Raw genomic sequence first — 22,567 nt, 5'->3', positions numbered from 1 at the left:
GGCTTCGTCCTTACAGCATGCTGCGGACGCGGCCGCCATCCACGCGGATCATGCTGCCGGTGATATAGCCGCCGCGCTCGCTGGCCAGGAAGGCGCCCATCGGGCCGAATTCGTCCGGCATGCCGATGCGCTTGGCCGGCACTTCGGAGGCCATCTGCGCGATCTCCTGCTCCGGCGTCGTGCCGGCCTTGGCGGCGCGGGATTCGGCGTTCTGCGTGATGCGGCCGGTCATGATGCTGCCCGGGGCGAGCACGTTCATGGTCACGCCGTCCGCGGCCACTTCGCCCGAGAAGGTCTTCAGCCAGCCCCAGATCGCGGCGCGCAGCGTATTGGACAGCGCCAGGTTCGGAATCGGGTGCTGCATGCCGGTGCTGCCCACCACGATGACGCGGCCCCAGCCCTGCTTGCGCATCGCCGGCATCAGCCGGTTGCAGATGCGGATGGGGGAGGCGACCATCTGCTCGAACCAGGTGTGCAGCGAAGCATCCGTGATCTCGGAGGCGATGCAGGGCGGCGGGCCGCCATGGTTCAGCACCAGGATATCGACACCGCCCATCAGCCGCGTGGCCTCATCCGCCAGCCGGTCCATGTCGGCGCCGCTGGCCACATCGGCGGGGATGCCGAAGGCCTGCGGCGCGCCGGCGGCCTTCAGCTCCGCCGCCACCTTGTCCAGCGCCGCCTGGTCGCGGCCGCTGACCACCACGGCGGCGCCCTCGGCCGCCAGGCTGTCCGCGATCGCGCGGCCGAGGCCCTTGGAGGCGCCCATCACCAGGGCGCGCTTGCCCGTGAGACCCAGATCCATCGTTGTCTTTCCCTTGTCGGCTTGGGCCGGAACGGCTGCCCGGCGCTTGGCCGGAACCTGCTACCTGCCGCCCCGGCTGGCAAGCCGGCCCGCCTCTGCTACCAGGGTGGAAATCCCTGGGAGATGTGACGCGCCATGCCGAAGCCCATCCTGCTGCTGACCCGCCGCCTGCCCGAGGCCATCGAGGCCCGCGCCGCCCGCGACTACGATGCGCGGCTGAACAGCACCGATGACCCCTGGTTCCGCGACGGCGCCGAGATCGCCCGCCGCGCCACCGAGGCCCAGGCCGCCGGCATCCTCTGTGCGGCCGGCGACCCGATGGGCGCCGCCACCATCGCTGCCCTGCCCGACAGCGTGAAGATCATCGCCACCTTCTCCGTCGGCACCGACCATATCGACGTGGCCGCCGCCAAGGCCCGCGGCATCACGGTGGCGAATACGCCCGAGGTGCTGTCCTTCGCCACCGCCGAGACCGCCTTCACCCTGATGCTGATGGCCGCCCGCCGCGCCGGGGAAGGTGAGCGCATGGTCCGTGCCGGCCAATGGGAAGGCTGGGCGCCGACCCAGCTGATGGGCGTGACGCTGGAGGGCAAGCGCCTCGGCATCGCCGGCTTCGGCCGCATCGGGCGGGAACTGGCCGCCATGGCGCGCGGCTTCAAGATGGAAATCCACTACCGCGACCTGCGGCGCGCGCCGCCCGAGCTGGAGCAGGGCGCCACCTTCCATGGCGAGGACCGCGCATTCCTCTCCGCCATCGACATCCTGTCGATGCACATGCCGGGCGGCGAGGCGACCCGCAAATGGCTGAATGCGGAACGGCTGTCCTGGATGCGCCCCGGCGCGCTGGTCATCAACACCGGCCGGGGCGGCTCGGTGGACGATGCGGCGCTGGTGGAGGCGCTGCGCTCCGGCCAGATCCGCGCCGCCGGGCTCGATGTCTATGACGGGGAGCCGAAGGTCTTCCCGGGCTATCTGGGGCTGGAGAATGTCGCCCTGCTGCCGCATCTCGGCAGCGCCACCATCGAGACGCGCGATGCCATGGGGCAGCGCGCCCTGGGGAACCTGGATGCGGTCCTGCTGCGCGGCATGGCTGCACCCGATACTGTCGGTTGAGCGAAACACAACCATTTCGGCTTGACATTCAACCCGTGGTGGTTTCGTTAGGGTGGAGTTGTGCCCACCGGCGGTGCGGCCCCTTCCGGGCCGCGTCGCAGCCGGGGTGACATCGGCCGCGGAGAGACATGAGCCAGGTCGCACGGATTACGCTGTTCGTTCATGACCGCGCAGGGCGGCTGGAAACCCTGCCCGACCAGGACCTGCTGCGCGCCCTGCTGCAGGAAATCCCCTTGGTGACCCGCCACGATGATGGCAGCCGGACCTTCGTCTTCGACATGGTGGAGCCGATGGACCGGCCGCTGCATCTCGGCTGCGACGGGGAGCCGGTCTCGGTGGAGACGCTGCGGGCCTGCGGTGCCGCCCTGGCCCGGGTGGCCCATTCCCTCGGCCTGCCCCTGACCGCGGCCCTGGCGGAATCGGCGGAGCTGGTGGCGGAGGGGGAGCTGCGGTCCATGCAGGTGCCGAAGCGCCGGCAATGCTGAGCCCCCGCCGCCCTGCCCCGCCCCTCGACAAGGGCAGCGCCGGGCGGCACTAGGGCGGCACCCAGCCGGAGCCCCGCGGATGCTGTTCGACCTCGACGCGCTGCCGACCGCCAGCCGCTACAAGCTGCTGACCGCCACCGTGGTGCCGCGGCCGATCGCCTGGGTGGTGACCCAGGATGCCGCCGGCGTGCTGAATGCGGCGCCCTATTCCTTCTTCAATGTCTTCGGCTCCGACCCGCCCATCATCGGCCTCGGCATCGGCAACCGGCCGAGCGGCGTGCCGAAGGACACCATGGCCAATATCCTGGCCACCGGCCAATTCACCATCTGCCTGGTGACCGAGGCCGCGCTGCCCGAGATGAACATCACCGCCGCCGATTTCGCCGCCGGGGTGGATGAGCTGGCGGAGGCCGGCCTCGCCACCCTGCCCTCCACCAAGGTGGCGCCGCCGCGGCTGGCGGTGAGCCCGGTGGCCATGGAATGCACCCTGTTCCAGACCGTGACGCTGGGCGCCAGCCACAGCCTGGTGCTGGGCCAGGTGCGGGCCATGCATGTGCGGGACGAGGCGGTGATGGATGCGGCGCGCTGCTATATCGACAGCCCCGCTCTGGGCCTGGTGGGCCGCATGCATGGCGCCGGCTGGTACACCCGGCTGGAGGACCGGCTGGAGGTGAAACGCGCCAGCGCGGCCCAGCTGGCCGAGCAGGGCAAGGGCTGACGCCGCCGATGTCCCTGGCCGGCTTTCCGGCGGAACGGCAGCGGCCGGGGCCGCCCCGCAGCCGCCGCATCGCACCAGCCTGGGCCTGGGTCTCGCTGCTGGCGGCCGGGCTGATCGCGGCACCGCTGGCCGCCGTGCTTGTCACCGCCGTGGCGCCGCTGGGCGACGACCAGGCGCATATCTTCCAGACCCTGCTGCCGGAGCTGCTGGCCAATTCGCTGGTGCTGGCCGTGCTGGTGGGGGCGATGGCCGCCAGCATGGGGGCGGTGACCGCCTGGCTGGTGGCCAGCTGCGCCTTCCGCGGCCGCGGCCTGCTGGAGATCGCGCTGCTGCTGCCACTCGCCATGCCCGCCTATGTCTGTGGCTATACCTATGTCTGGCTGCTGGATGTGGCGGGGCCGGTGCAGGGCGCGCTGCGGCAGGCGACAGGGCTGCGCTGGGGCGAATACTGGTTTTTCGAGATTCGCAGTCTGCCCGGCGCCGCGCTGATGCTGGCCGCGGTGCTGTATCCTTACGTCTATCTGCTGTGCCGCAACGCCTTCCTGCAGCAGAGCGTCTGTTTGCTGGAGGCGAGCCGCACCTTGGGCCACGGGCTGCCGCGCACCTTCCTGCATGTGGCACTGCCGATGGCGCGCCCGGCCCTGGCCGGCGGGGTGGCGCTGGTGCTGATGGAGACGCTGGCGGATTTCGGCACGGTGCAGCATTTCGCCGTCCGCACCTTCACCACCGGCATCTACGACGCCTGGTTCGGCCTGGGCGACCGGCCGGCCGCGGCGCAGCTCGCCACCGCGCTGATGGGGCTGGTGGCGCTGCTTCTGCTGGCGGAACGGGCCTCCCGCGGCGGGCGGCGCTTCCACCCCACCACCACGCGCAGCCCACCGCTGCGGCCGGTGGTGCTGCGGGGTTGGAAGGAGGCGGCGGCCATCCTGACCTGCGCCCTGCCCGTCTGCCTCGGCTTCCTGATCCCCGCCGGCGCGCTCTTCGGCCTGATGCTGGAAGCGGGCGACCCCTTGGATCCGCGCCGCACCCTGCCCTATGCGCTGAACAGCGTGACGCTTGCGGGCATCGCGGCCGTCATCGCGGTGCTGCTGGCGGCGCTGCTGGCCTGGGGGCAGCGGCTGCACCCCTCCCGCCTCAGGGCCTCGGCCAACCGGGTGGCGGCGCTGGGCTATGCGTTGCCGGGCTCGGTCATCGCGGTGGGGGCGCTGGTGCCTTTTGCACTGTTCGACAATGCGCTGGATGGCTGGATGCGGGCGCAGTTCGGCATCTCCACGGGGCTGCTGCTCTCGGGCAGCATCGCGGCGCTGGTTTTTGCGTATCTCGTGCGATTCCTGGGCGTGGCGCTGTCCGCCGTGGAATCCGGGCTGGCGCGGATCCGGCCGAGCCTCTTCGGCGCCGCCCGCGTGCTCGGCCGGACGCCGGGCCAGGCGGTGCGGATGGTGGAGCTGCCGCTGGCGCGCGGGGCGCTGATGACGGCCGGCGTGCTGGTCTTCGTCGATACGATGAAGGAGCTGCCAGCGACGCTGATCGTGCGGCCCTTCGATTTCGACACGCTGGCGGTGCGGGTGCACAACCTGGCCTCCGACGAGCGGCTGGCCGAGGCCTCGACGGCCGCGCTGCTGATCGTGCTGGTCGGGTTGCTGCCGGTGGCGGCGCTGGTGCGGGGGATGCGGCGGGGGTGACAAGCGAAGCCTTGCTGCAGGCGATCCGCCTGGCGCAGGCGGGGGATTGGCAGGCGGCGCATGAGATCGCGCAGGCCGATCCCGGTGCAGATGCCGCCTGGGTGCATGCCTGGCTGCATCGGCTGGAGGGCGATCCGGCCAATGCCGGCTACTGGTACCGACGCGCCGGCCGCAGCCCGGGCCAGGGCAGTGTGGCGGAGGAAGGCGCGGCGATCGCGCGGGCGCTGGGCGGTTGATTTGGCCAGCCGGCCTTGGCTGACTCCACGATGCGCAACTGCTTGCGCCGGTCGGCGCCATCCTTGGCCAGGGCGGACATGCCCTGGATCACCGCCATCGCATGCCCGGCCAGCGCCTCGGCCTGCTTCCTCCCGCAACTCGGACGCCTCGCGGAGCCGCTAACCAGCGAGCTCGCCGATCACCGCGACCGATCTGCGGCTGACGGAGGACCAGCGCGCCGCGCTGGATGCCGCCAGCGCGCCGGCGCTGCGCCGCCAGGTGGTGTTCGGCGGCAGCAGCGTCTTGGCGTAGCGCCCCTTATTCCTGGTCGGGCGCCGCGTCGCTGTTCAGCAGGATGTAGCGCTCGATGCCGATCTGGCGGATCAGGTCGAACTGGCGGTCGAGGAAGTCCTCGTGCTCCTCCTCATTCGCCAGGATCTTCAGCATCAGGTCGCGGGAGACATAATCCCGCACCGATTCGCAATGCGCGATGCCGTCGCGCAGGTCGACCAGCGCCTTCTCCTCGAGCTTCAGGTCGCATTCGAGGATTTCCTGCACATTCTGGCCGACCAGCACCTGGTTCAGCCGCTGCACATTGGGCAGGCCGCCGAGGAAGAGGATGCGCTCGATCAGCCAATCGGCGTGCTTCATCTCCTCGATCGACTCTTCGTATTCCTTGCGTGCCAGCTTGGTCACGCCCCAGTGCCGCAGCGTCCGGGAATGCAGGAAATACTGGTTGATCGCGGTCAGCTCATTGGTGAGCTGCATGTTCAGGTATTCGATGACCTTGGCGTCGCGCACGTCCCATCCCTCTCTCGCACCGGTGGCCCGGCCGGGACGCGCGCGCGGGGCGGCTACTTGCCGCCGGCGCCGCACCCCGCGCGGACCATCGTCAGGATGGTCCCCGTGCAGCCGCCGCATTGGGCGCGGCAGCCGCAGGCCGCATAGACATCATGCGGACGGTCGGCGCCTGCCGCCACGACGGCGGCGATCTGCTTGTCCGTCAGCGCATTGCACATGCAGACATACATCCGAACGGCCCTTTTTGCACCAGGGGTTTTGAAACGCGAACGATTCTCACCGGATGGGCGTGACCCACCCCTTCAGCCGAGGCGGGACGTGCAGCGGCGGGCGCCGCACAACCCCGCGTCGCAGAACTCAGCGCCAGCCGGCGCGCTGCATGATGCGCAGCGCCTCGGCCGCATTGGCGCCATAGGTGCCGGCATTCAGCTGGTCCTCGCGGAAGCTGCCGAAGGCGGCCAGCACCGGATGCACCGGGGCATCCGAGACCACCGGGTATTCCATGTTGCCCACGGCGAAGATCTCCTGCGCCCGCGGGCTGGTCAGGTATTCGATGAAGCGCTGCGCGCCGGCGGCATTGGGGGCGGTGCGGACCACCCCGGCGCCGGAGATATTCACATGCGCGCCGCGATCCCCCGCGCCCTGGTTCGGGAAGATCACGCCGATGCGCTCGGCGATCTCCCGGTCCTCGGCGCGCTGGGAGGTCATCATGGCGCCCAGGTAGTAGGTATTGGCGATGGCCAGCTTGCACTGGCCGGAGGGGATGGCGCGGAACTGGTCGCGGTCGCCGCCCTGCGGCGCGCGCGCCATGTTGTTGGCGAGCCCTCGCGCCCAGGCCTCCGTCGCCTCCGGCCCATTGGCCGCCAGCACCGAGCCGGTGAGCGAGGTATTGTAGGGGTGGGAGGCGGAGCGGACGCAGATCTGGCCGCGGAAGCGCGCATCGGCCAGGTCCTCGAAGCGGTTCAGCCCCTCCGGCCGACCGGCCTGGCGGTCATACATGATGACCCGGGCACGCTTGGAGACGCCGAACCAGGTGCCATCGGGGTCACGCAGGCTGGCCGGGATGCGGCTGGTCAGGACCTCGCTCTGCACCGGCCGCAGGATGCCGGCCTCCTTGGCGCGGGCAAGGCGGGCGGCGTCCACGGTGATCAGCACATCGGCGGGGCTGTTCGCGCCCTCGGTGCGGATGCGCTGGATCAGCTGGTCGGCATCGCCCTCGATCAGCCGGATGCGGATGCCCGTCTCGCGCGTGAAGGTATCGTACAGCTCCCGGTCGGTATCGTAGTGGCGGGAGGAATAGATATTGATCTCCTGCCCCTGGGCCCGGGCGGCCGGCGACAGCGCGGCGGGGGCGGCCAGGGCAAGGCCGAGGGGGGCGAGCAGCGAGAGCAGATGGCGGCGGCGCATTGCTTGGTTCTCTTTGTCCGTCGTGGCGTGGTCGGGGGATACCGCAATTGCGAAGCGTTCGCAAGCACTACCGCGTCGCGCTCGGGGCGAGGCCAGGCGGCGCGCGCCAGGGCGTGGCGACCGGGCTTGGCGACCGGGCCCGGCGGTAGGCGCGCCCACCATGCCGGTCTATCCTGGAACGGGAAACGCGCACGGCTCCACCTCGCCCACAGCGGAAAGAGAGCCTCGCCGATGATCAGCACAGATGCGGCCAGCCCCCTGGGCAAGGCCGTCCTCGCGACCCATTCCCGCTACGCCACCCGGCGGGAGGGCAGCGTGGCGACCTATATCCCGGCCCTGGCGGCCATGCCGCCGGACCTGTTCGGCCTGGCCGTGGCGACCTGCGAGGGCGGGCTGGTCGAGGCCGGGGAGTCCCGCCACCCCTTCACCATCCAATCCGTCTCGAAGCCCTTCGCCTATGCCCTGGCGCTGGACCTGCTAGGCCGGGATGCGGTGCGGGCCGTGGTCGGGGTGCAGCCGGTGGGCGATCCCTTCAATGCCATCGAGCTGGACCCGCGCACCCGGCGCCCCTTCAACCCCATGGTGAATGCGGGCGCCATCGCCGTCGCCGGGCTGCTGCAGGAGGCGCTGGGCGAAGGCGCCTTCGCGGCGCTGCAGGCCCGCCTCTCCGCCGCCGCCGGGGCGGAGCTGGCGCTGGACGAGACGGTCTACCGCTCCGAAGCCGAGACCGGCGACCGCAACCGCGCCATCGCCTATCTGCTGCGCGCCGCCGGCGTCTTCCAATCCGATCCGGCCCAGGTGGTCGACCTCTATTTCCGCCAATGCGCCCTGCGCGTCACCGCGCGGGACCTGGCCGTGATGGGCGCGACGCTGGCCGCGATCGGCAGCAACCCGCTGACCCGGCAGGAGGTCTTCGGGCTGGAGGCGGTGCGGGACACGCTCTCCGTCATGTTCACCTGCGGCTTCTACGACGGCGCCGGCGACTGGGCCTGCCGCGTCGGCCTGCCGGCGAAAAGCGGTGTCGGCGGCGGGGTGGTGGCGGTGGTCAATCGCCAGCTCGGCCTCGGGGTCTTCTCCCCGCGCCTGGACGAGAACGGCAATCCGCTGCGCGGGCTGCTGGCCTGCGAGGCCCTGTCCGAGGAGCTGGGCCTGCATGCCTTCGATGCGACCAATGTCGGGTCCCGGCTGCTCCGCGCCCTGCCACCCGGTTGAGGTCAGCCAAGCCCGCGCAGGAAGCGCGCACGCTGCGCGGCGCCGGCCATGAGGAAGGCGTGGTCGCTGCCGCCCAGGATGAAGCGGGCGCCGAGGGCGATATAGTCCGGCGCCACCGTCTCGTCATAGACGCCGCCCATCCCCATCACCTTGCCCTGCGCGGCGCAGGCGGCGCCCACCCGGGCATAGGCGGCGCGCACATCGGGGTGGCCGATCTGGCCGGGGATGCCCATGGTCGCCGTCAGGTCGCTGGTGCCGAACATCAGCACGTCCACGCCCGGCACCGCGGCAATGGCCTCGGCATTCGTCACCGCCTCCGGCGTCTCGATCATCACCGCGACCAGGATCTCGGCATTCAGCTCGGCCTGCGCCGCGGCGGCCTCGACCGGGCCGAGGCCATAGGCGAAGGGCGGCCCGCCCCAGCTGCGCGCGCCGAGCGGCGGGAAGCGATAGGCGCGCACCACGGCCTCGGCCTCCGCCGCCGTATCCACATGCGGCACCACCACGCCCATCGCGCCATTGTCGAGGCAGCGCGTGCCCTCATGCAGCGCGTCCTTGCAGATGCGCACGATGGGCGTGATGCCCTGGCCGAGCGCGGCGACGGCGATGCGGCTGGCATCGTCCACGCTCATCGCGCCGTGTTCCATGTCGATGAACAGCCAGTCGAAGCCGCTGGCCTGGGCGATCAGCCCGGTTGCGCTGCCGCGCAGATGGTGCACGCCGAAGCCGAGCGCGAGCCTGCCTTCGGCAAGCCTGCGGCGGACATGGTTCTGGACGATCGGCATGGCGTGGCTTCCTTCCCGGCTTGCGCGGCAGGCCATCACGCGGCGCCGGCCGGGGTCAATCCGCCGCCTCCTCCCCCACGATCATCGCCTCCAGCGTCGCCAGCTGGTCCGCCTCCTCCGCCGGCTTGTCGGTGCGCAGCCGGGCGATGCGGGGGAAGCGCAGGGCGACGCCGGATTTGTGGCGGCCGCTGCGCTGGGCGGCGTCGAAGATCACCTCGATGACGAGCGACTTCTCCACCTCCCGCACCGGGCCGAAGCGGGCGGTGGTGTTGTTGCGGATCCAGCGGTCGATCCAGAGCAACTCCTGGTCGGTATAGCCGGAATAGGCCTTGCCCACCGGCACCAGCTCCTGCCCCCCCTGCCCGTCCGGGCGCCAGAGGCCGAAGGTGAAGTCGGAATAGAAGCTGCTGCGCTTGCCGTGGCCGCGCTGGGCATACATCAGCACCGCATCCACGCCGAGCGGCGCGCGCTTCCACTTCCACCATTTGCCCTTCTGGCGGCCGGCGGCGTAGTCGCTGTCCGCGCGCTTCAGCATCAGCCCCTCGATCGCGGCCGCGCGGGCGCCGGCGCGGACCGCCTCCAGCTCCGCCATGCTGGCGAAGGGGATCAGCTCGGACAGATCCATGCGCGCCGGGCGGGTGCGGGCGAACCAGGCCTCCAGCCTTGCGCGGCGGGCATCGAAGGGCAGCGCGCGCAGATCCTCGGCGCCGTCGAACAGGATATCGTAGAGCCGCACGCCCACTGGATGCGTCGCCTGCATCTTGGGCGAGACCACCTTGCGGTTCAGCCGCTGCTGGAGGTCGGCGAAGGGTGCGACCTCTCCGTCCCGCATCACCAGTAACTCGCCGTCCAGCACCGCGTGGAAATCCATCGCCGCGACGATTTCCGGAAAGCCGCCCGAGATCTCCTCCGCGCCGCGCGACCACAGCGCGCGGCCGCCGGGCGTGGCCGAGAGCTGCACGCGGATGCCGTCCCACTTCCATTCGGCGCGATGCGTCTCCGGCCCGATCGACGGAAAATCGGGTTCCTCCAGCGGATGCGCCAGCATCAGCGGGCGGAACACCGGCCGATCCTCGGAGGAGGGCCGCGGCCCCTGCTCCGTCAGCCAGGCAAACAGGTCGAGATAGGGCGGGGTCAGCCCATGCCAGACCTCCTCCACCTCCGCCACATCCTCCCCGGCCCATTCGGCCAGCGCCGTCTTGGCGAGCCGCGCGGAGACGCCGACGCGCAGCCCGCCGGTGACCAGCTTGATCAGCGCCAGCCGCCCATTGGCATCCAGCGCATCCAGCCAGCCGGCCAGCAGATCGGGCAGCGAGGATTTGGGCGTGGTCTCGATCGCCTCCACCACCTCCGCCAGGCCCGGCGGCGGGGCGTTCACGCCGGGGCGTGCGGGCCAGATCAGGGCGACGGTCTCGGCCAGGTCGCCGACATAGTCGTAGGACAGGCCGAAGAGCACGGGGTCGGTGCGCGCCGCCACCAGCTCCCGCACCATCCCCGGCTTGGCGGCGCGAAAGACCAGCTCCCCGGTCAGCGCGGCCAGGCCGATGCCGCGATCCGGGTCCGGCTGGGTCTCGAACCACTGCCGCAGCAAAGCGAGCTTGGCCAGGCGGCCGGGGGTGAAGGCGAGGCGTTCCAGAAGGCTCGCAAAAGCCGGCAGACTCATGCGGGTTGCTCCGCCGCCGCCTCGGCCGGCGCCTGGTCCTCCTCCTCCTCGCCGCGGCCGAGCAGGTGCAGGGCGCGGCCGCGGATGCCGCGCAGGCCCAGGGCATGCACCAGCGCATCGTCGCGGCCATGCGTCACCCAGACCTCCGGCGCCTGCACCTCCGCCACCGTCTCCAGCAACTCGTCCCAATCGGCGTGGTCGGAGATGATCAGCGGTAGCTCCACGCCCTTGGCCTTGGCGCGCTGGCGCACCCGCATCCAGCCGGAGGCGGCGCAGATCACCGGCTCCGCCAGCCGCCGCACCCAGGCGGTGGCCTCGGCCGAGGGCGGCGCCAGCACCACCTCCCCCGCCAGCAGCCCGCCGCCGCCCCGCTTGCCGGGCATGGGCACCGGCTCCAGCGGCCCGAGCTTCACGCCCAGGCTCTCGTACAACCCGCAGAGCCCCAGCAGCGCGCCATGGAGGAAAATGGGCCGGTCCCACCCCGCCTCCCGCAGCAGGGCGATCACACGCTGCGCCTTGCCCAGCGCATAGGCGCCGACCAGATGCGTGCGCTCCGGAAACAGGCGCAGGCTTTCCAGCAGGCGGCCGATCTCCGCCCCGGCATCCGGATGCCGGAAGACCGGCAGGCCGAAGGTGGCCTCCGTGACGAAGACATCGCAGGGCACAGGCTCGAAAGGCGCGCAGGTCGGGTCGCGGCGGCGCTTGTAGTCGCCGGAAACCACGATGCGGCTGCCCTGCCAGTCCAGCACCACCTGGCAGGACCCCAGCACATGGCCTGCCGGCACCAGGCGGATCTGCACGCCGTCATGGGTGACGACCTCCCCCATCCCCACCGCCTGCTGCACGGCGCCGGCGCGCTCCGCACCCATGCGGGTCCGCATCACTGCCAGCGTCTCGGCGCTGGCCAGCACATGGCCGTGGTCGGGCCGCGCATGGTCGGAATGGCCATGGGTGATGACGGCGCGGGGCACGGCGCGGGCCGGATCGATGAAGAAGTCGCCGGGCACGCAGTACAGGCCCTGCGGGGTCACGCGCATCCAGGTCTCGGGGTGAGGCATGCGGTCCTAGATCGCCCGGCCCGGCGGGCAGACAAGGGGCCGGCGGCCGCGCCGCCCGGATGCGGCCAACACGAAAGGCGGAAGGCCGCGCCACACCGCGCCGCAGCATTGGCTTCCCTCCCCCGGACCCCCCTGTTACCCTGGATTGCAAGCGGCGGGAGCCGGAACAAAGCGGGGCGCAATGCAGAAGCAGACCTACGGCCAGCTCTGGGACGTCTATGTCGCCGAGGCCTTTCCGCGCCTGCAGAAGGAGGACCAGCGCCTGTCCTGGCCCGGCCAGGAATGGGGCAATGAGGCGAGCTGGCAGCGCATCTTCGACAAGCTCTTCGTCCCCGCCGGCGTGCAGTCCTGGCAGGCGGCGGTGGAGATCGGCGGCGGCAGCGGGAAGTACACAGAACGCGTGCTGCGCGCGGGCGCCTCGGCCAGGGTCTGGGGCTTCGACGTCTCCCGCAACTTCCTCGATGCCACCGCGGCGCGCCTGGCGGACGACATCCAGGCCGGCCGGCTTTCGCTGCATGAGATCGATGCGGCCCATCCCGACGGGATGTTCACCCTGCTGCAGGGGGCCGGGCAGGCGCGGCGGCTGGATGCCGTCTTCAGCATCGATGCCATGGTGCATGTCGATCTCACCTACCTGACCACCTATTGGATGAACGCGGCGCTGCTGCTGAAGCCCGGCGGGCGCGTGCTGATGACGCTGGCCGATCCCAATACCGGCGGCGGCTTCCAGAAGATCCTGCGCGATATCCGCAAGTTCTACCGGATGCAGGGCCGCATCTGCCCGAAGTTCGAATACCTCTCGACCGATATCGTGCGCGCCATCCTGACGCGGCTGGGCTTCGAGATCGAGCTGCTGGAGCCCTGGTCCAACCATCCCGGCCGGCCGCCGCGCGACCTCTATCTCAGCGCCCGCCTGGTCGATCCGGCCCGCGCCGAGGCTTTCCGGGACGCGTTGCGCGCCGACCCCGCCGCGACGCCGCCCCGCCCCTCCGGCCGCCCCGATTCCTATGCCGACTACTGGACCCGCGAAGCCTCCCGCGCCCTGGCCGGGCGGGGGGACCGGCCGGATGCGGCGGCGGTGCGCCGGCGGCTTCTCGACATGGCGGGACTCAGCGGCTGGCGCCGGGCGATCGAGATCGGCACCGGCGATGCCCGCTTCACAGCCGAAGTGCTGGGCGCCAATCCGGCCCTGCAGCTGACCGTCTTCGATGTCAGCGAGCGGCTGATGAAGGCGGCCGCGGCCAGGCTGCCGGAGGCGGTGGCGGCCGGGCGCCTCGGCTTCCAGCCGATCGACCCGGTGCATCCGGACGGCATGCTGACGCTGTTCGAGCGCGAGGGCCTGGCGCGGGAGATCGACGCGGTCTTCAGCATCGACGCCATGGTGCATGTCGACCTGCAATACCAGCTCGCCTATTGGCTGAACGCCGCCCTGCTGCTGCGGCCCGGCGGCTGGCTGGTGCTGCAGCTGGCTGATGCGACGACGGAAGCCGGCTTCGCCCGGCTGCTGGCCGATATCCGCCACTACTTCGCCTTCCAGGGCCAGACCTGCGCCCGCTTCGAATTCCAGAGCTATGGCCTGGTGCGGCCGCTGCTGGAGAAGCTGGGCTTCGACATCACCTATGCCGGCCACTGGAACCCGAAGGACGGCAGCGAGAGCGGGCGGGACCTGTTCGTGGTCGCCCAGCTGGCCCGGCCGGAGCAGGCGGAGGCGCTGCGCGCGCATATCGCCATCGGCCTCGCCGTGCCGAACTTCGCCGCCACCCCGGCCGAGCCCCCCGCCGCGCCTGCTGGAACGCATCCCGGCGCCGCACCCGCCCCGCCCCGCCCCGCCGCGGCCCAGGCCCGGCCTGAACTGGTGATCGAGGACCTGCCCGAACTCTCCCGCACCCTGGGCCAGAGCATCTGGCGCCAGCTGCATCTGCGCGCCAATCCCGGCCTGAGCAGCGCCAAGCTGCGGGAGGACATGCAGGAGCAATGGGCCGGCAATCGCCGCGAATGGACCCGGCTGGGCGAGACGGTGCTGCAGGACCTGGCCGGCCGCGGGCTGGTCCTGCAGCGCGCGGGCCAGGCGGGCGGCGCCGGCAAGCCCGGCACGGCCGATGATGCCGGTGCCTGAACCCAGCCCGCCCCTGGACGCCGGGGTGCCGCGGCCGGGGCCTTGGATGGAACCGAGGACGGCATGACCACCGCACGCACCACGCCGCTGCGCGCCGCCATGGCGCTGCGCAAGTCTGGCGACCTGCCGGAGGCCGTCGCCCTGCTGCGGCAGGAGGGCGACCGCCGCGACCCGGAGGTGGTCCACCTGCTGCTGGGCTACGTCTTCGACCTGCAGGATTACGCCGCGCTGCAGGCGGAGACGCGGGAGGGCCTGGCGCAGCTCGATGCCGATTTCATAGGGCGTGCCCAGCCGGCCCAGCTCGCCGCCCTGCTGCGCCATGCGGAGCGCTGCTGCCTGCCCGCCTCCGCCATCGGCCCGGCGCTGGCCAGCCTGGCGCCGGCGGCGCGCGGGGCGCCGGAGCTGATGCTGGCCTGGCGCGGCGCCACACGTCGCCAGCGCCAGCGCCTGCGCCTGGCGGCGGAATTCGAGGGCGGCGCATCCCTGATCTCCCTCGGGCTGAACTGCCTGGCCTGGCACCTGCCCGGCCGCTGGGGGCTGCGGCGGGAGGCGGATTTCGCCACGCTCTTCAACCCCTTCGCCCTGGCCGGCCACACCATTCCCGGGGTGATCGCGGCGCTGGAGGATGACTTCGCCAGCTATTGCGCGCCGGAGGCGACCCGCGTGGTCGCCACCCGGCGCGGGCATGAGATGATGATGCGGCGCGACCGCACGGCGCATTGGAACCACAATCGCAGCACCTATTGGCTGCGCGACGATGCCGCGGCGCTGCGCCGGACCATGCAGGAGAAGGCGGCCCTTTTCCGGAGCGCCTGCCGGCGGCCGGATGCGGTCTTCGTCCTGGCCACCTGTCCGGTGGAATATCCGGAGGAGCCGCTCGACTTCCTGCCGCGGCTGGATGCGGCGCTGGCCCGCTTCACCGGCCGCAAGGGCAACCGCATCCTGATCAGCAACCAGACGGCGCGGCGGCGGGAGCCCGGGATGGTCGAGGTGGATGCGACCACGCGCTACGTCACCTGCCCTTATCCCTCCGCCGACTACGTCTGGCACGACGACCTCTACGCCGACAGCCGGGCCGGCCTGATCTTCGAGAACGCCTATCTCGGCTTCCTGCTGCGCGCCCTGCTGCAATGGCGGCTGCTGCGGCGCCGCGCCGTCGCGCAGGAGGCAGCCGCGGCCGGGGCCGCCGCCTGATGGACCTGCTGCCCGCCGATCTGCTCGACCGCGTGGTGCTGCGCCACTGGCGGCAGGGCAGCTGCGAGGCGGTGACGGGCCGCGACTTCTGGCAGCGCGTCACCGCCCGCGCCGAATGGGTGGCGGCGGAGACCCCGCCCGGCGCGCTGGTGCTGGTGATCGGCGCCACCGGGGTGGAGGAAATGGCGCTGTTCCTCGGCATCGCCGCCGCCGGCCGGCTCGGCGCCTTCTTCCCGCCCGCCTCGTCGCTGCAGGACCCGCGGCATTTCTTCGAACAGCAGCGCGCGGCGCTGGCGGCCATCGCGCCCGCGGCCATCTGCGTCCTGGACCCCGCGACGGCGGAGACGGTGGGCGCCATCGATCCCGGCCTGGCCGGCAAGGTTCGGCTGGCGCCGGCCACCGCCACCGGCCCCTCCATCGCCGCCCTCGGCGTGCTTCGGGCAAGGCTGGCGGAGGATGCACCGCTCTTCGTCCAGCATTCCTCCGGCACCACGGGCATCAAGAAGGCGGTCGAGATCAGCGGGCGGATGCTGGCCGCGCAATGCGCCGCCTATTGGCCGGGGCTGCGGGCGGAGCTGGGAGTGGCGCGGCTTTCCGTCGCCACCTGGCTGCCGCTCTATCACGACATGGGGCTGGTGGCGGGCTTCCTGCTGCCGCTGCTCGGCGGCGATAGCGTCTCCCTGCTCGACCCTTTCGAATGGATCGCGGCGCCGGGGCGCTTCTTCGCGATGATCGAGGCGGATGGCTGCGACATCGCCTGGATGCCCAACTTCGCCTTCCGCCATTTCGTGCGGCTGAAGCGCGCGCTGAAGCCGGCGCGGCTGGAAAGCCTGCGGCTGTGGATCGACTGTTCCGAACCCTGCCGCCTGGCCGATGCGCGCGGCTTCGAGGAGGCCTTTGCCGAATGGGGCGTGCGGCCGGGTTCGGTGGTCGGCTGCTACGCCATGGCGGAGACGGTCTTCGCGGTCAGCCAGGGCCGGCCCGCCGAGCGCATCGGCCTGGCCGTGGCGCGGAACCTGGCGCCGGGCGAGGCGGTGCCGGCGGAATGGCTGGCGCAGCAGGCGCCCGCCGGCACGCGGCTGGTGATGTCCTCCGGCCATCCGCTGCCGGGGGTGGAACTGGCGGTGTTCGACGGTGACCGGGTGCTGCCGGCGGGGCATTACGGCGAAATCGCACTCCGCGCGCCCTTCCTCTTCGGCGGCTATCGCGGGTCCTGGTCGGCGCCGCTGGAGGGCTGGTTCCGCACCGGCGACCTCGGCGCGGTGCTGGGTGACCAGGTCTTCGTCTTCGGCCGCCTGAAGGAAATCATCATCGTCAATGGCAAGAACCTGTTCGCCGGCGATGTGGAGGCGGCGCTCGGCGGCATCGCCGGCCTGCGCCCCGGCCGCGCAGTGGCCTTCGGCCTGGACAGCGAGCAGACCGGCAGCGAAGCGCTGGTGATCGTGGCGGAGCATGATCCGGCCAGCGGCGTGGCCGAGACCGCCTGCCGCGCCGCCATCAGCCGCACCGTGGCGGAGACCTTTCTGGTGAAGCCGCAGGATGTTCGGATCGTCGCCGAGCGCTGGCTGGTGAAGAGCACCAGCGGCAAGATCAGCCGCGCGGCCAACCGCGCCCGCTACCTGGACCATTTCCGCAACCCGGAGTCCCGCTGATGCCCGCCTTCACCCTGGCCGATCTGCAAGCCATTGCGCGGGAGGTGATCGGCGACCGCGAGATCGCCCTGGCGCCGGAGATGGAGGCGGCCGATGTCCCGGGCTGGGACAGCCTGAACCATACGCTGATCAGCGTGGAGATCGAGGCGGCGACCGGCGCCCCGGTGGATGCCGAAATGCTGGCGGAATGCCCGACCTTCGGGGATCTGGTAGCGCTGGTGAATCTTCACCGGCCGGGCTGACCGTCTTGTCATCGACCCGGGCTCGACAGACCGGCCCGGCGATCCAACCTGCGGGCAGGTCAGGGATGGAGGATGACATGGAATTCACGAAAATCGGCCGGCGCGGTGCGCTCGGCCTGCTTGGCACGCTGGCGGGGACAGGCTCGGCGCTCGCCCATCACGGCTGGTCCTGGGCCGAGGGGGAGCAGGGCACGCTGACCGGCACGGTGCGCGAGATCTATGTCGGCCCGCCGCATCCCACGCTGCGCGTGGAGGCCAATGGCCAGATCTGGACCGTGGAGCTCGGCAACCCGAACCAGACCGCCCGCGCCGGCTTCACCGAGACCTCGCTGCGGCCGGGGCAGGAGATCGTGGCGCTGGGCAACCGGTCCCGCGACAGTTCGGAACGGCGCCTGAAGGCGGTGCGGGTGACCGCCGGCAACCGGCGCTTCGACTTCTATCCGGAGCGCATCCAGGGCGGCTGACGGCGCGTGCTGGACCTGATCGCCGCCTCCGCCCCCGCGGTGGCGCTGCGTGGTTCCGTCACGCTCTATCTGCTGGTGAATGCGGCGCATGTGCTGGGGCTCGGCCTGCTGGTCGGCGCCATCGCCACGCTGGACCTGCGTCTGCTGGGCGCTTTCCGGGCTGCGCCGCTGCCGGTGCTGGCGCCGCCGCTGGTGCGGGTGGCGGCGGTGGGGCTGGGGCTGGCGGCGCTGACCGGACTCGCGCTGTTCAGCACGCGGCCGGCGACCTATCTCGAAAACCCTGCCTTCCTGGCGAAGCTGGGGCTGCTGGCGGTGGCGCTCGCCAATCTGGCGCTGCTGCATGCGGGGCGGCCCTGGCGCGCGGCGCTGGCCGGCGGGGTGGTGGCGGGGCGGCTGCGGCTGGCGGCGGCGGTGTCGCTCAGCGCCTGGCTCGGCGTGCTGCTGGCGGGACGCTGGATCGGTTTCCTGCAATAACCGCCGCCGTCAGGCGGAGTCTTTCGGGATGCAGGGTCGAGTGGTGGCGGTGGCGGCTTCGGCCGGGCATGATTTCTCGAAGCCGGTACAGGACCGCATCACCCTGCTGGCGGGCCTCGGCGTGCAGGGCGATGCGCATTGCGGGGTGCTGGTGAAGCACCGGTCGCGGGTGAAGGCGAACCCGAACCAGCCGAACCTGCGCCAGCTGCACCTGATTCCAGCCGAGCGCCTGGCCTCGCTGCGCGAGCAGGGCTTTGGCGTCGCCCCCGGCGCGCTGGGGGAGAATGTGACGACGGAGGGGGTGGACCTCTTCGCCCTGCCACGCGGCACCCGCCTGCATCTGGGGGAGTCGGCGGTGGTCGAGGTGACCGGCCTGCGCAACCCCTGCCACCAGCTCGACAGTTTCCAGAAGGGGCTGATGAAGGCGACGCTGGAACGCGCACCGGACGGGACGCTGCTGCTGCGGGCCGGGATCATGGCGGTGGTGATCGAGGGCGGGGAGCTGACGGCGGGGGATGCGGTGCGGGTGGAACTGCCGGCGGAGCCGCATCTGGCGCTGGAGCGGGTGTGAACCGCCTCCTCGCCTTCGCCGGCCTGCCGGGCACCGGCAAATCCACCCTCTCCCGTGCCCTGGCGCGGGCGCTCGGCGCCGCCTGGATCCGCATCGACCATATCGAGCAGGCGCTGCGCGAGGCCGGCATCGCGGAGGTCGGGCCGGCCGGCTACCTGGCGGGCTATGCGCTGGCGGAGGCCAATCTGGCGCTCGGCCTGACCGTGGTGGCGGATAGCGTGAACCCCCTGGGCATCACCCGCGCCGCCTGGCGCCAGGCGGCGCGGCGGGCCGGGGCACGGATCGTGGAGGTGGAGGTCGTCTGCTCCGACCCCGCCGAGCACCGCCGCCGGGTCGAGACCCGCCCTATCGACATCCCCGGCCTGGTGCCGCCCAGCTGGGAGGCGGTGCAGGGCCGCACCTACGAGGGCTGGGACCGCCCGCCGCTGCGCATCGACACCGCCGGGCGCAGCCTGGAGGCGTCGCTGGCGGAACTGCTGAAGGCGCTGGGCTGAGACCCCTTCCCCTTTCGCCGCCGCGCCAGCATATTCCCCGATGAATGGGAACATTGCCGGAACTTTTTCGCGCCTGGTTCGCCGATCGTGGCTGGGCGCCGCGGCCGCATCAGCTGGCGCTGCTCGGCGCCGTGCAGGGGGGCGCCAGCGCACTGCTGGTGGCGCCGACCGGGGGCGGCAAGACGCTGGCCGGCTTCCTGCCCTCCCTGGTCGACCTGCACGAGAACCCGCGGGCGGGCCTGCACACCCTGTACATCTCGCCGCTCAAGGCGCTGGCCGTCGATATCGCGCGCAACCTCACCGCCCCGGTCGAGGCCATGGGCCTGCCGATCCGCATCGAGACCCGCACCGGCGACACCCCTGCCAATCGCCGCGCCCGCCAGCGCACGGACCCGCCCAACTTCCTGCTGACCACGCCCGAAAGCCTGGCGCTGCTGCTGACCCTGCCGGATGCGGTCGAGATGTTTGCCGGATTGCACGCCATCGTGGTGGACGAGATCCATGCGCTCGCCGGCAGCAAGCGCGGCGACCAGTTGGCGCTCGGCCTGGCGCGGCTGGCCACGCTGGCGCCCGGCGCGCGCCGCATCGGCCTCTCCGCCACCGTCGCGCATCCCACGCCGCTGCGCGCCTTCCTCTCCCCCACCGGGATCGCCACCGATGTGGCGCTGGTGCAGGGCGCGCCCGGAGCGGCGCCGAGCCTCGATATCCTGCTGCCGGAGGGGCGCCTGCCCTGGGGCGGGCATATGGGCCTGGCCTCGATGCCGGAGGTGTACCGCCGCATCCGCGGCGCCGGCGTCACCATCGTCTTCGTCAATACGCGCGCGCAATCCGAGCTGTGTTTCCAGGCGCTGTGGCGGCTGAACGACGACAATCTGCCCATTGGCCTGCATCACGGCTCCCTCACCGTGGAGCAGCGCCGCAAGGTGGAAGCCGCGATGGCGGAGGGGCGGCTGCGCGCGGTGGTGGCGACGGCCTCGCTCGACCTCGGCATCGACTGGGGCGCGGTGGATCAGGTGGTGCAGGTGGGCGCGCCCAAGGGTGTTTCGCGACTGCTGCAGCGCATCGGCCGGGCGAATCACCGGATGGATGAGGCGAGCCAGGCGGTGCTGGTGCCCGCGAATCGCTTCGAGGTCATCGAATGCGTCGCGGCGCGCCAGGCCATCTCGGCGGAGGAGCTGGACGGCGACCCGCCGCGCGAGGGTGGCCTCGACGTGCTGTGCCAGCACATTCTGGCCTGCGCCGTCGCCGGCCCCTTCCACCCGGACGACCTCTTTGCGGAGATCCTGCGCGCCTCCCCCTACGCCGCCCTGACGCGAAAGGATTTCGATGACGCGCTGCGCTTCGTCGAGGATGGCGGCTACGCCCTGCAATCCTACGACCGTTTTCGGCGATTGTTCCGTGACGCGGAAGGCATGATCCACATTCGCGGCCCCGCTGCCGCGCGCCAGCTGCGGATGAACCTCGGCACCATCGTCGAGACGCCGTTGGTCAAAGTGCGGCTGCGCGGCGGGCCGGTGCTGGGCGAGGTGGAGGAGTGGTTCGTCTCCACCCTGACCGCCGGCGACTGCTTCATCTTCGCGGGCCAGTTGTTGCGCTTCGAGGGGCTGGACGCGCTGGCCTGCGTGGTGACGCGCGGCGGCGAGGGCGAGCCGCGCGTGCCCGCCTATGCCGGCAGCCGCATGCCGCTGACCACCCATCTGGCGGCCCGCGTGCGCGGCATCCTGCATGATCCGAAGTCCTGGTCGGCGCTGCCGGAGTCGGTGCGCGAATGGCTGCGGCTGCAACAGCACAGCTCCATCATGCCGCCGCGCGACGGGCTGCTGGTGGAGACCTTTCCGCGGGGGGATCGCTGGTTCCTGGTCGCCTATTGCTTCGAGGGGCGGCTGGCGCACCAGACGCTTGGCATGCTGGTGACCAAGCGCATGGAGCGCCTCGGCATGGCGCCGCTCGGCTATCTCGCCACGGATTACGTCCTGGCCTGCTGGTCCGCCTTCGAACCCCATGGCATCGAGCGGCTGTTCGAGGAGGACATATTGGGCGAGGAGCTGGAAGCCTGGATGGCCGAAAGCAGCATGCTCCGCCGCACCTTCCGGAACATCGCCACCATTGCGGGGCTGATCGAGAAGAACCACCCGGGCCAGGAGAAGTCGGGCCGCGCGATGACCATGAATGCAGACCTGATCTACGACGTGCTGCGCCGGCACGAGCCCGACCACATCCTGCTGCGCGCCACGCGGCGGGAGGCCGCGGCCGGGCTGACCGATGTGGCGCGCATCTCGCTGCTGCTGGCGCGCGCGCGGGCGGGCGGCATCCGCCACATGGTGCTGGACCGCGCCTCGCCGCTTTCGGTGCCGGCGCTGATCGAGGAAGGCCGCGAATGGGTGGCGGGCGGGGCGCAGGATGCGCTGCTGGCGGAGGCCGCGGACCTCGTCGCGGAGGCAACGGATGGCGCCGACCTGTTCAACGAGATCCTGGCCAATGTGACCGAATCCATCCCGCCGCGCGGGGATCGCGACCGCGCCCGCCGGCCGCGCGACCCGAAACGCCGCAACGCCCGCTTCATCCGCAATGCGCCCAAGAACCTGGGCGCGCCGCGATGACCGCTGCCCCCCTGCATATCGCCGGCCAGCGCCTGATGCTGGACCCCGCCGGCTTCGCCATCTGGCCCGCCGAAAAGCTGCTCGTCGTCTCCGACCTGCATCTGGAGAAGGGCAGCAGTTTTGCGGCACGCGGCAGCTTCGTGCCGCCCTACGACACGCGGGAGACGCTGGAGCGCCTGGCGCTGGCGCTGCGCCGCTGGCGGCCCGAAAGGCTGGTCCTGCTGGGCGACAGCTTTCATGACCGGCACGGCTGCGCGCGGCTGCACCCTTCGGACTGCGCGGCGCTGCAGCGGATGCTGGGCACGCTGGCGGAGGTGGTCTGGGTGCTCGGCAACCATGACCCGGAGCCGCCGGTGGGCCTGCCCGGCATCGCCGTGGAGGAATTCCGGCGCGGGCCCTTCGTCTTCCGCCATATCGCGGCGCCCGGCCGCAACGTGCCGCCGGGCGAGCTTTCGGGCCACTACCACCCGAAGGCCACCATGCCGGTGCGCAGCGGCGCGGTGACGCGGCCCTGCTTCCTGACGGACGGCCGCCGCCTGCTGCTGCCGGCCTTCGGCGCCTATACCGGCGGGCTGGAGGTGCGCGACCCCGCCATCGCGACGCTGTTCCCACGCGGCGGCCGCGCCTTCCTGCTGGGGCCGGAGCGGCTCTACAGTTTTCCGACCGGCCCGCTGCGCGGCGCGGTGCGGGAGCCGGAACTGGAGGCCTGACCCCAGCGCAAAAGCCCTCTCCCCCTCTTATGGGTAGGGCTATCGCATTTGTCGTATGAGGCTGAGCAGGAAGGCGTCGTGCCATCCTGCTCGTTTGATTTTGGCCCG

The 22,567-nt window shown here is 71.6% G+C and carries 23 protein-coding genes; 16 read left to right on the top strand and 7 right to left on the bottom strand.

Features of this window, described 5'->3' with window-relative positions; translation table 11 throughout:
• Positions 1-10: 10 nt before the first annotated feature.
• On the bottom strand, positions 11-802 hold the full coding sequence (locus ACTIF1_RS24470) for an SDR family oxidoreductase (protein ID WP_439599074.1): 792 nt from the start codon (positions 800-802) through the stop codon (positions 11-13).
• A gap of 135 nt (positions 803-937) precedes the next feature.
• On the opposite strand from ACTIF1_RS24470, the gene ACTIF1_RS24465 reads away from it, so the two are divergent.
• From ACTIF1_RS24465 to ACTIF1_RS24445, 5 genes are all read left to right on the top strand, one after another.
• The gene (locus ACTIF1_RS24465; protein ID WP_439599073.1) at positions 938-1,915 is read left to right on the top strand and encodes a 2-hydroxyacid dehydrogenase; all 978 of its coding nucleotides are present in this window, start codon (positions 938-940) and stop codon (positions 1,913-1,915) included.
• A gap of 128 nt (positions 1,916-2,043) precedes the next feature.
• Positions 2,044-2,400, top strand: coding sequence for a hypothetical protein (locus ACTIF1_RS24460; RefSeq protein ID WP_439599072.1), 357 nt, complete (start codon positions 2,044-2,046; stop codon positions 2,398-2,400).
• Positions 2,401-2,479: 79 nt separating this feature from the next.
• Positions 2,480-3,118 (top strand): flavin reductase family protein, encoded by a 639-nt coding sequence (locus ACTIF1_RS24455; RefSeq protein ID WP_439599071.1) that lies wholly within the window; start codon positions 2,480-2,482, stop codon positions 3,116-3,118.
• Positions 3,119-3,126: 8 nt separating this feature from the next.
• Entirely contained in the window at positions 3,127-4,800 is a 1,674-nt protein-coding gene (locus ACTIF1_RS24450; RefSeq protein ID WP_439599070.1) for an ABC transporter permease, read from the top strand.
• On the top strand, positions 4,797-5,036 hold the full coding sequence (locus ACTIF1_RS24445; protein WP_439599069.1) for a hypothetical protein: 240 nt from the start codon (positions 4,797-4,799) through the stop codon (positions 5,034-5,036). Before ACTIF1_RS24450 ends, ACTIF1_RS24445 begins: the two co-directional genes overlap by 4 nt.
• A gap of 298 nt (positions 5,037-5,334) precedes the next feature.
• On the opposite strand, the gene bfr is transcribed toward ACTIF1_RS24445, so the two are convergent.
• The 3 genes from bfr to ACTIF1_RS24430 form a co-directional block, all read right to left on the bottom strand.
• Positions 5,335-5,817 carry a bacterioferritin gene (gene bfr, locus ACTIF1_RS24440; RefSeq protein WP_343215249.1) on the bottom strand — a complete coding sequence of 161 codons (483 nt, stop codon included), beginning with the start codon at positions 5,815-5,817 and terminating at the stop codon, positions 5,335-5,337.
• A gap of 53 nt (positions 5,818-5,870) precedes the next feature.
• On the bottom strand, positions 5,871-6,035 hold the full coding sequence (locus ACTIF1_RS24435; protein ID WP_439599068.1) for a (2Fe-2S)-binding protein: 165 nt from the start codon (positions 6,033-6,035) through the stop codon (positions 5,871-5,873).
• Between the two features lie 139 nt (positions 6,036-6,174).
• Positions 6,175-7,224 carry a Fe(3+) ABC transporter substrate-binding protein gene (locus ACTIF1_RS24430; protein ID WP_439599067.1) on the bottom strand — a complete coding sequence of 350 codons (1,050 nt, stop codon included), beginning with the start codon at positions 7,222-7,224 and terminating at the stop codon, positions 6,175-6,177.
• 231 nt (positions 7,225-7,455) lie between these two features.
• Here ACTIF1_RS24430 and glsA point away from each other — a divergent pair, with 231 nt between their 5' ends.
• Positions 7,456-8,436, top strand: coding sequence for a glutaminase A (glsA, locus tag ACTIF1_RS24425; protein WP_439599066.1), 981 nt, complete (start codon positions 7,456-7,458; stop codon positions 8,434-8,436).
• Between the two features lie 2 nt (positions 8,437-8,438).
• Here glsA and ACTIF1_RS24420 read toward each other — a convergent pair whose 3' ends face one another.
• The 3 genes from ACTIF1_RS24420 to ACTIF1_RS24410 are packed head-to-tail and all read right to left on the bottom strand — an operon-like array spanning position 8,439 to position 11,942.
• The gene (locus ACTIF1_RS24420) at positions 8,439-9,221 is read right to left on the bottom strand and encodes an HpcH/HpaI aldolase family protein (RefSeq protein ID WP_439599065.1); all 783 of its coding nucleotides are present in this window, start codon (positions 9,219-9,221) and stop codon (positions 8,439-8,441) included.
• 55 nt (positions 9,222-9,276) lie between these two features.
• Positions 9,277-10,884, bottom strand: coding sequence for a cisplatin damage response ATP-dependent DNA ligase (locus tag ACTIF1_RS24415; protein WP_439599064.1), 1,608 nt, complete (start codon positions 10,882-10,884; stop codon positions 9,277-9,279).
• Positions 10,881-11,942 carry a ligase-associated DNA damage response exonuclease gene (locus ACTIF1_RS24410; protein ID WP_439599063.1) on the bottom strand — a complete coding sequence of 354 codons (1,062 nt, stop codon included), beginning with the start codon at positions 11,940-11,942 and terminating at the stop codon, positions 10,881-10,883. The genes ACTIF1_RS24415 and ACTIF1_RS24410 overlap by 4 nt, the downstream gene beginning before the upstream one ends.
• A gap of 181 nt (positions 11,943-12,123) precedes the next feature.
• Between ACTIF1_RS24410 and ACTIF1_RS24405 the strand changes: the two genes are divergently transcribed.
• From ACTIF1_RS24405 to pdeM, 10 genes are all read left to right on the top strand, one after another.
• A complete protein-coding gene (locus ACTIF1_RS24405) occupies positions 12,124-14,058 on the top strand; it encodes a methyltransferase (RefSeq protein WP_439599062.1) in 1,935 nt (644 codons plus the stop codon).
• Between the two features lie 63 nt (positions 14,059-14,121).
• Positions 14,122-15,252: a hypothetical protein gene (locus ACTIF1_RS24400; RefSeq protein ID WP_439599061.1), complete on the top strand. Its 1,131-nt coding sequence runs from the start codon at positions 14,122-14,124 to the stop codon at positions 15,250-15,252.
• Complete coding sequence (locus ACTIF1_RS24395; RefSeq protein ID WP_439599060.1) at positions 15,252-16,904, top strand: AMP-binding protein; 1,653 nt, start codon at positions 15,252-15,254, stop codon at positions 16,902-16,904. The genes ACTIF1_RS24400 and ACTIF1_RS24395 overlap by 1 nt, the downstream gene beginning before the upstream one ends.
• Complete coding sequence (locus tag ACTIF1_RS24390) at positions 16,904-17,146, top strand: acyl carrier protein (RefSeq protein WP_439599059.1); 243 nt, start codon at positions 16,904-16,906, stop codon at positions 17,144-17,146. The genes ACTIF1_RS24395 and ACTIF1_RS24390 overlap by 1 nt, the downstream gene beginning before the upstream one ends.
• A 77-nt stretch (positions 17,147-17,223) precedes the next feature.
• A complete protein-coding gene (locus ACTIF1_RS24385; protein ID WP_439599058.1) occupies positions 17,224-17,610 on the top strand; it encodes a DUF6152 family protein in 387 nt (128 codons plus the stop codon).
• A gap of 6 nt (positions 17,611-17,616) precedes the next feature.
• A complete protein-coding gene (locus ACTIF1_RS24380; protein ID WP_439599057.1) occupies positions 17,617-18,084 on the top strand; it encodes a DUF2214 domain-containing protein in 468 nt (155 codons plus the stop codon).
• A gap of 28 nt (positions 18,085-18,112) precedes the next feature.
• Positions 18,113-18,655, top strand: coding sequence for an MOSC domain-containing protein (locus ACTIF1_RS24375; RefSeq protein WP_439599056.1), 543 nt, complete (start codon positions 18,113-18,115; stop codon positions 18,653-18,655).
• Positions 18,652-19,149, top strand: a complete 498-nt coding sequence (locus tag ACTIF1_RS24370) for an AAA family ATPase (protein ID WP_439599055.1) — start codon at positions 18,652-18,654, stop codon at positions 19,147-19,149. Before ACTIF1_RS24375 ends, ACTIF1_RS24370 begins: the two co-directional genes overlap by 4 nt.
• Positions 19,150-19,193: 44 nt before the next feature.
• Positions 19,194-21,749 carry a ligase-associated DNA damage response DEXH box helicase gene (locus ACTIF1_RS24365; protein ID WP_439599054.1) on the top strand — a complete coding sequence of 852 codons (2,556 nt, stop codon included), beginning with the start codon at positions 19,194-19,196 and terminating at the stop codon, positions 21,747-21,749.
• Positions 21,746-22,459 carry a ligase-associated DNA damage response endonuclease PdeM gene (gene pdeM, locus ACTIF1_RS24360; RefSeq protein ID WP_439599053.1) on the top strand — a complete coding sequence of 238 codons (714 nt, stop codon included), beginning with the start codon at positions 21,746-21,748 and terminating at the stop codon, positions 22,457-22,459. Before ACTIF1_RS24365 ends, pdeM begins: the two co-directional genes overlap by 4 nt.
• The last annotated feature ends 108 nt before the right edge of the window (positions 22,460-22,567 follow it).

It is taken from the genome of Falsiroseomonas sp., assembly GCF_051860665.1.
GTDB lineage: Bacteria > Pseudomonadota > Alphaproteobacteria > Acetobacterales > Acetobacteraceae > Falsiroseomonas.
This window is presented reverse-complemented; position numbering and strand designations above follow the sequence as displayed.

What these genes read in the sequence shown, in the direction of transcription:
- ACTIF1_RS24400 (WP_439599061.1), top strand. Translation starts at nt 14,122, where the DNA reads ATGACCACCGCACGCACCACGCCGCTGCGCGCCGCCATGGCGCTGCGC.
- ACTIF1_RS24415 (WP_439599064.1), bottom strand. Translation starts at nt 10,884, where the DNA reads ATGAGTCTGCCGGCTTTTGCGAGCCTTCTGGAACGCCTCGCCTTCACC.
- ACTIF1_RS24410 (WP_439599063.1), bottom strand. Translation starts at nt 11,942, where the DNA reads ATGCCTCACCCCGAGACCTGGATGCGCGTGACCCCGCAGGGCCTGTAC.
- ACTIF1_RS24405 (WP_439599062.1), top strand. Translation starts at nt 12,124, where the DNA reads ATGCAGAAGCAGACCTACGGCCAGCTCTGGGACGTCTATGTCGCCGAG.
- ACTIF1_RS24385 (WP_439599058.1), top strand. Translation starts at nt 17,224, where the DNA reads ATGGAATTCACGAAAATCGGCCGGCGCGGTGCGCTCGGCCTGCTTGGC.
- ACTIF1_RS24465 (WP_439599073.1), top strand. Translation starts at nt 938, where the DNA reads ATGCCGAAGCCCATCCTGCTGCTGACCCGCCGCCTGCCCGAGGCCATC.
- pdeM (WP_439599053.1), top strand. Translation starts at nt 21,746, where the DNA reads ATGACCGCTGCCCCCCTGCATATCGCCGGCCAGCGCCTGATGCTGGAC.
- ACTIF1_RS24395 (WP_439599060.1), top strand. Translation starts at nt 15,252, where the DNA reads ATGGACCTGCTGCCCGCCGATCTGCTCGACCGCGTGGTGCTGCGCCAC.
- glsA (WP_439599066.1), top strand. Translation starts at nt 7,456, where the DNA reads ATGATCAGCACAGATGCGGCCAGCCCCCTGGGCAAGGCCGTCCTCGCG.
- ACTIF1_RS24365 (WP_439599054.1), top strand. Translation starts at nt 19,194, where the DNA reads ATGGGAACATTGCCGGAACTTTTTCGCGCCTGGTTCGCCGATCGTGGC.
- ACTIF1_RS24460 (WP_439599072.1), top strand. Translation starts at nt 2,044, where the DNA reads ATGAGCCAGGTCGCACGGATTACGCTGTTCGTTCATGACCGCGCAGGG.
- ACTIF1_RS24430 (WP_439599067.1), bottom strand. Translation starts at nt 7,224, where the DNA reads ATGCGCCGCCGCCATCTGCTCTCGCTGCTCGCCCCCCTCGGCCTTGCC.
- ACTIF1_RS24470 (WP_439599074.1), bottom strand. Translation starts at nt 802, where the DNA reads ATGGATCTGGGTCTCACGGGCAAGCGCGCCCTGGTGATGGGCGCCTCC.
- ACTIF1_RS24450 (WP_439599070.1), top strand. Translation starts at nt 3,127, where the DNA reads ATGTCCCTGGCCGGCTTTCCGGCGGAACGGCAGCGGCCGGGGCCGCCC.
- ACTIF1_RS24455 (WP_439599071.1), top strand. Translation starts at nt 2,480, where the DNA reads ATGCTGTTCGACCTCGACGCGCTGCCGACCGCCAGCCGCTACAAGCTG.
- ACTIF1_RS24375 (WP_439599056.1), top strand. Translation starts at nt 18,113, where the DNA reads ATGCAGGGTCGAGTGGTGGCGGTGGCGGCTTCGGCCGGGCATGATTTC.
- ACTIF1_RS24390 (WP_439599059.1), top strand. Translation starts at nt 16,904, where the DNA reads ATGCCCGCCTTCACCCTGGCCGATCTGCAAGCCATTGCGCGGGAGGTG.
- ACTIF1_RS24420 (WP_439599065.1), bottom strand. Translation starts at nt 9,221, where the DNA reads ATGCCGATCGTCCAGAACCATGTCCGCCGCAGGCTTGCCGAAGGCAGG.
- ACTIF1_RS24435 (WP_439599068.1), bottom strand. Translation starts at nt 6,035, where the DNA reads ATGTGCAATGCGCTGACGGACAAGCAGATCGCCGCCGTCGTGGCGGCA.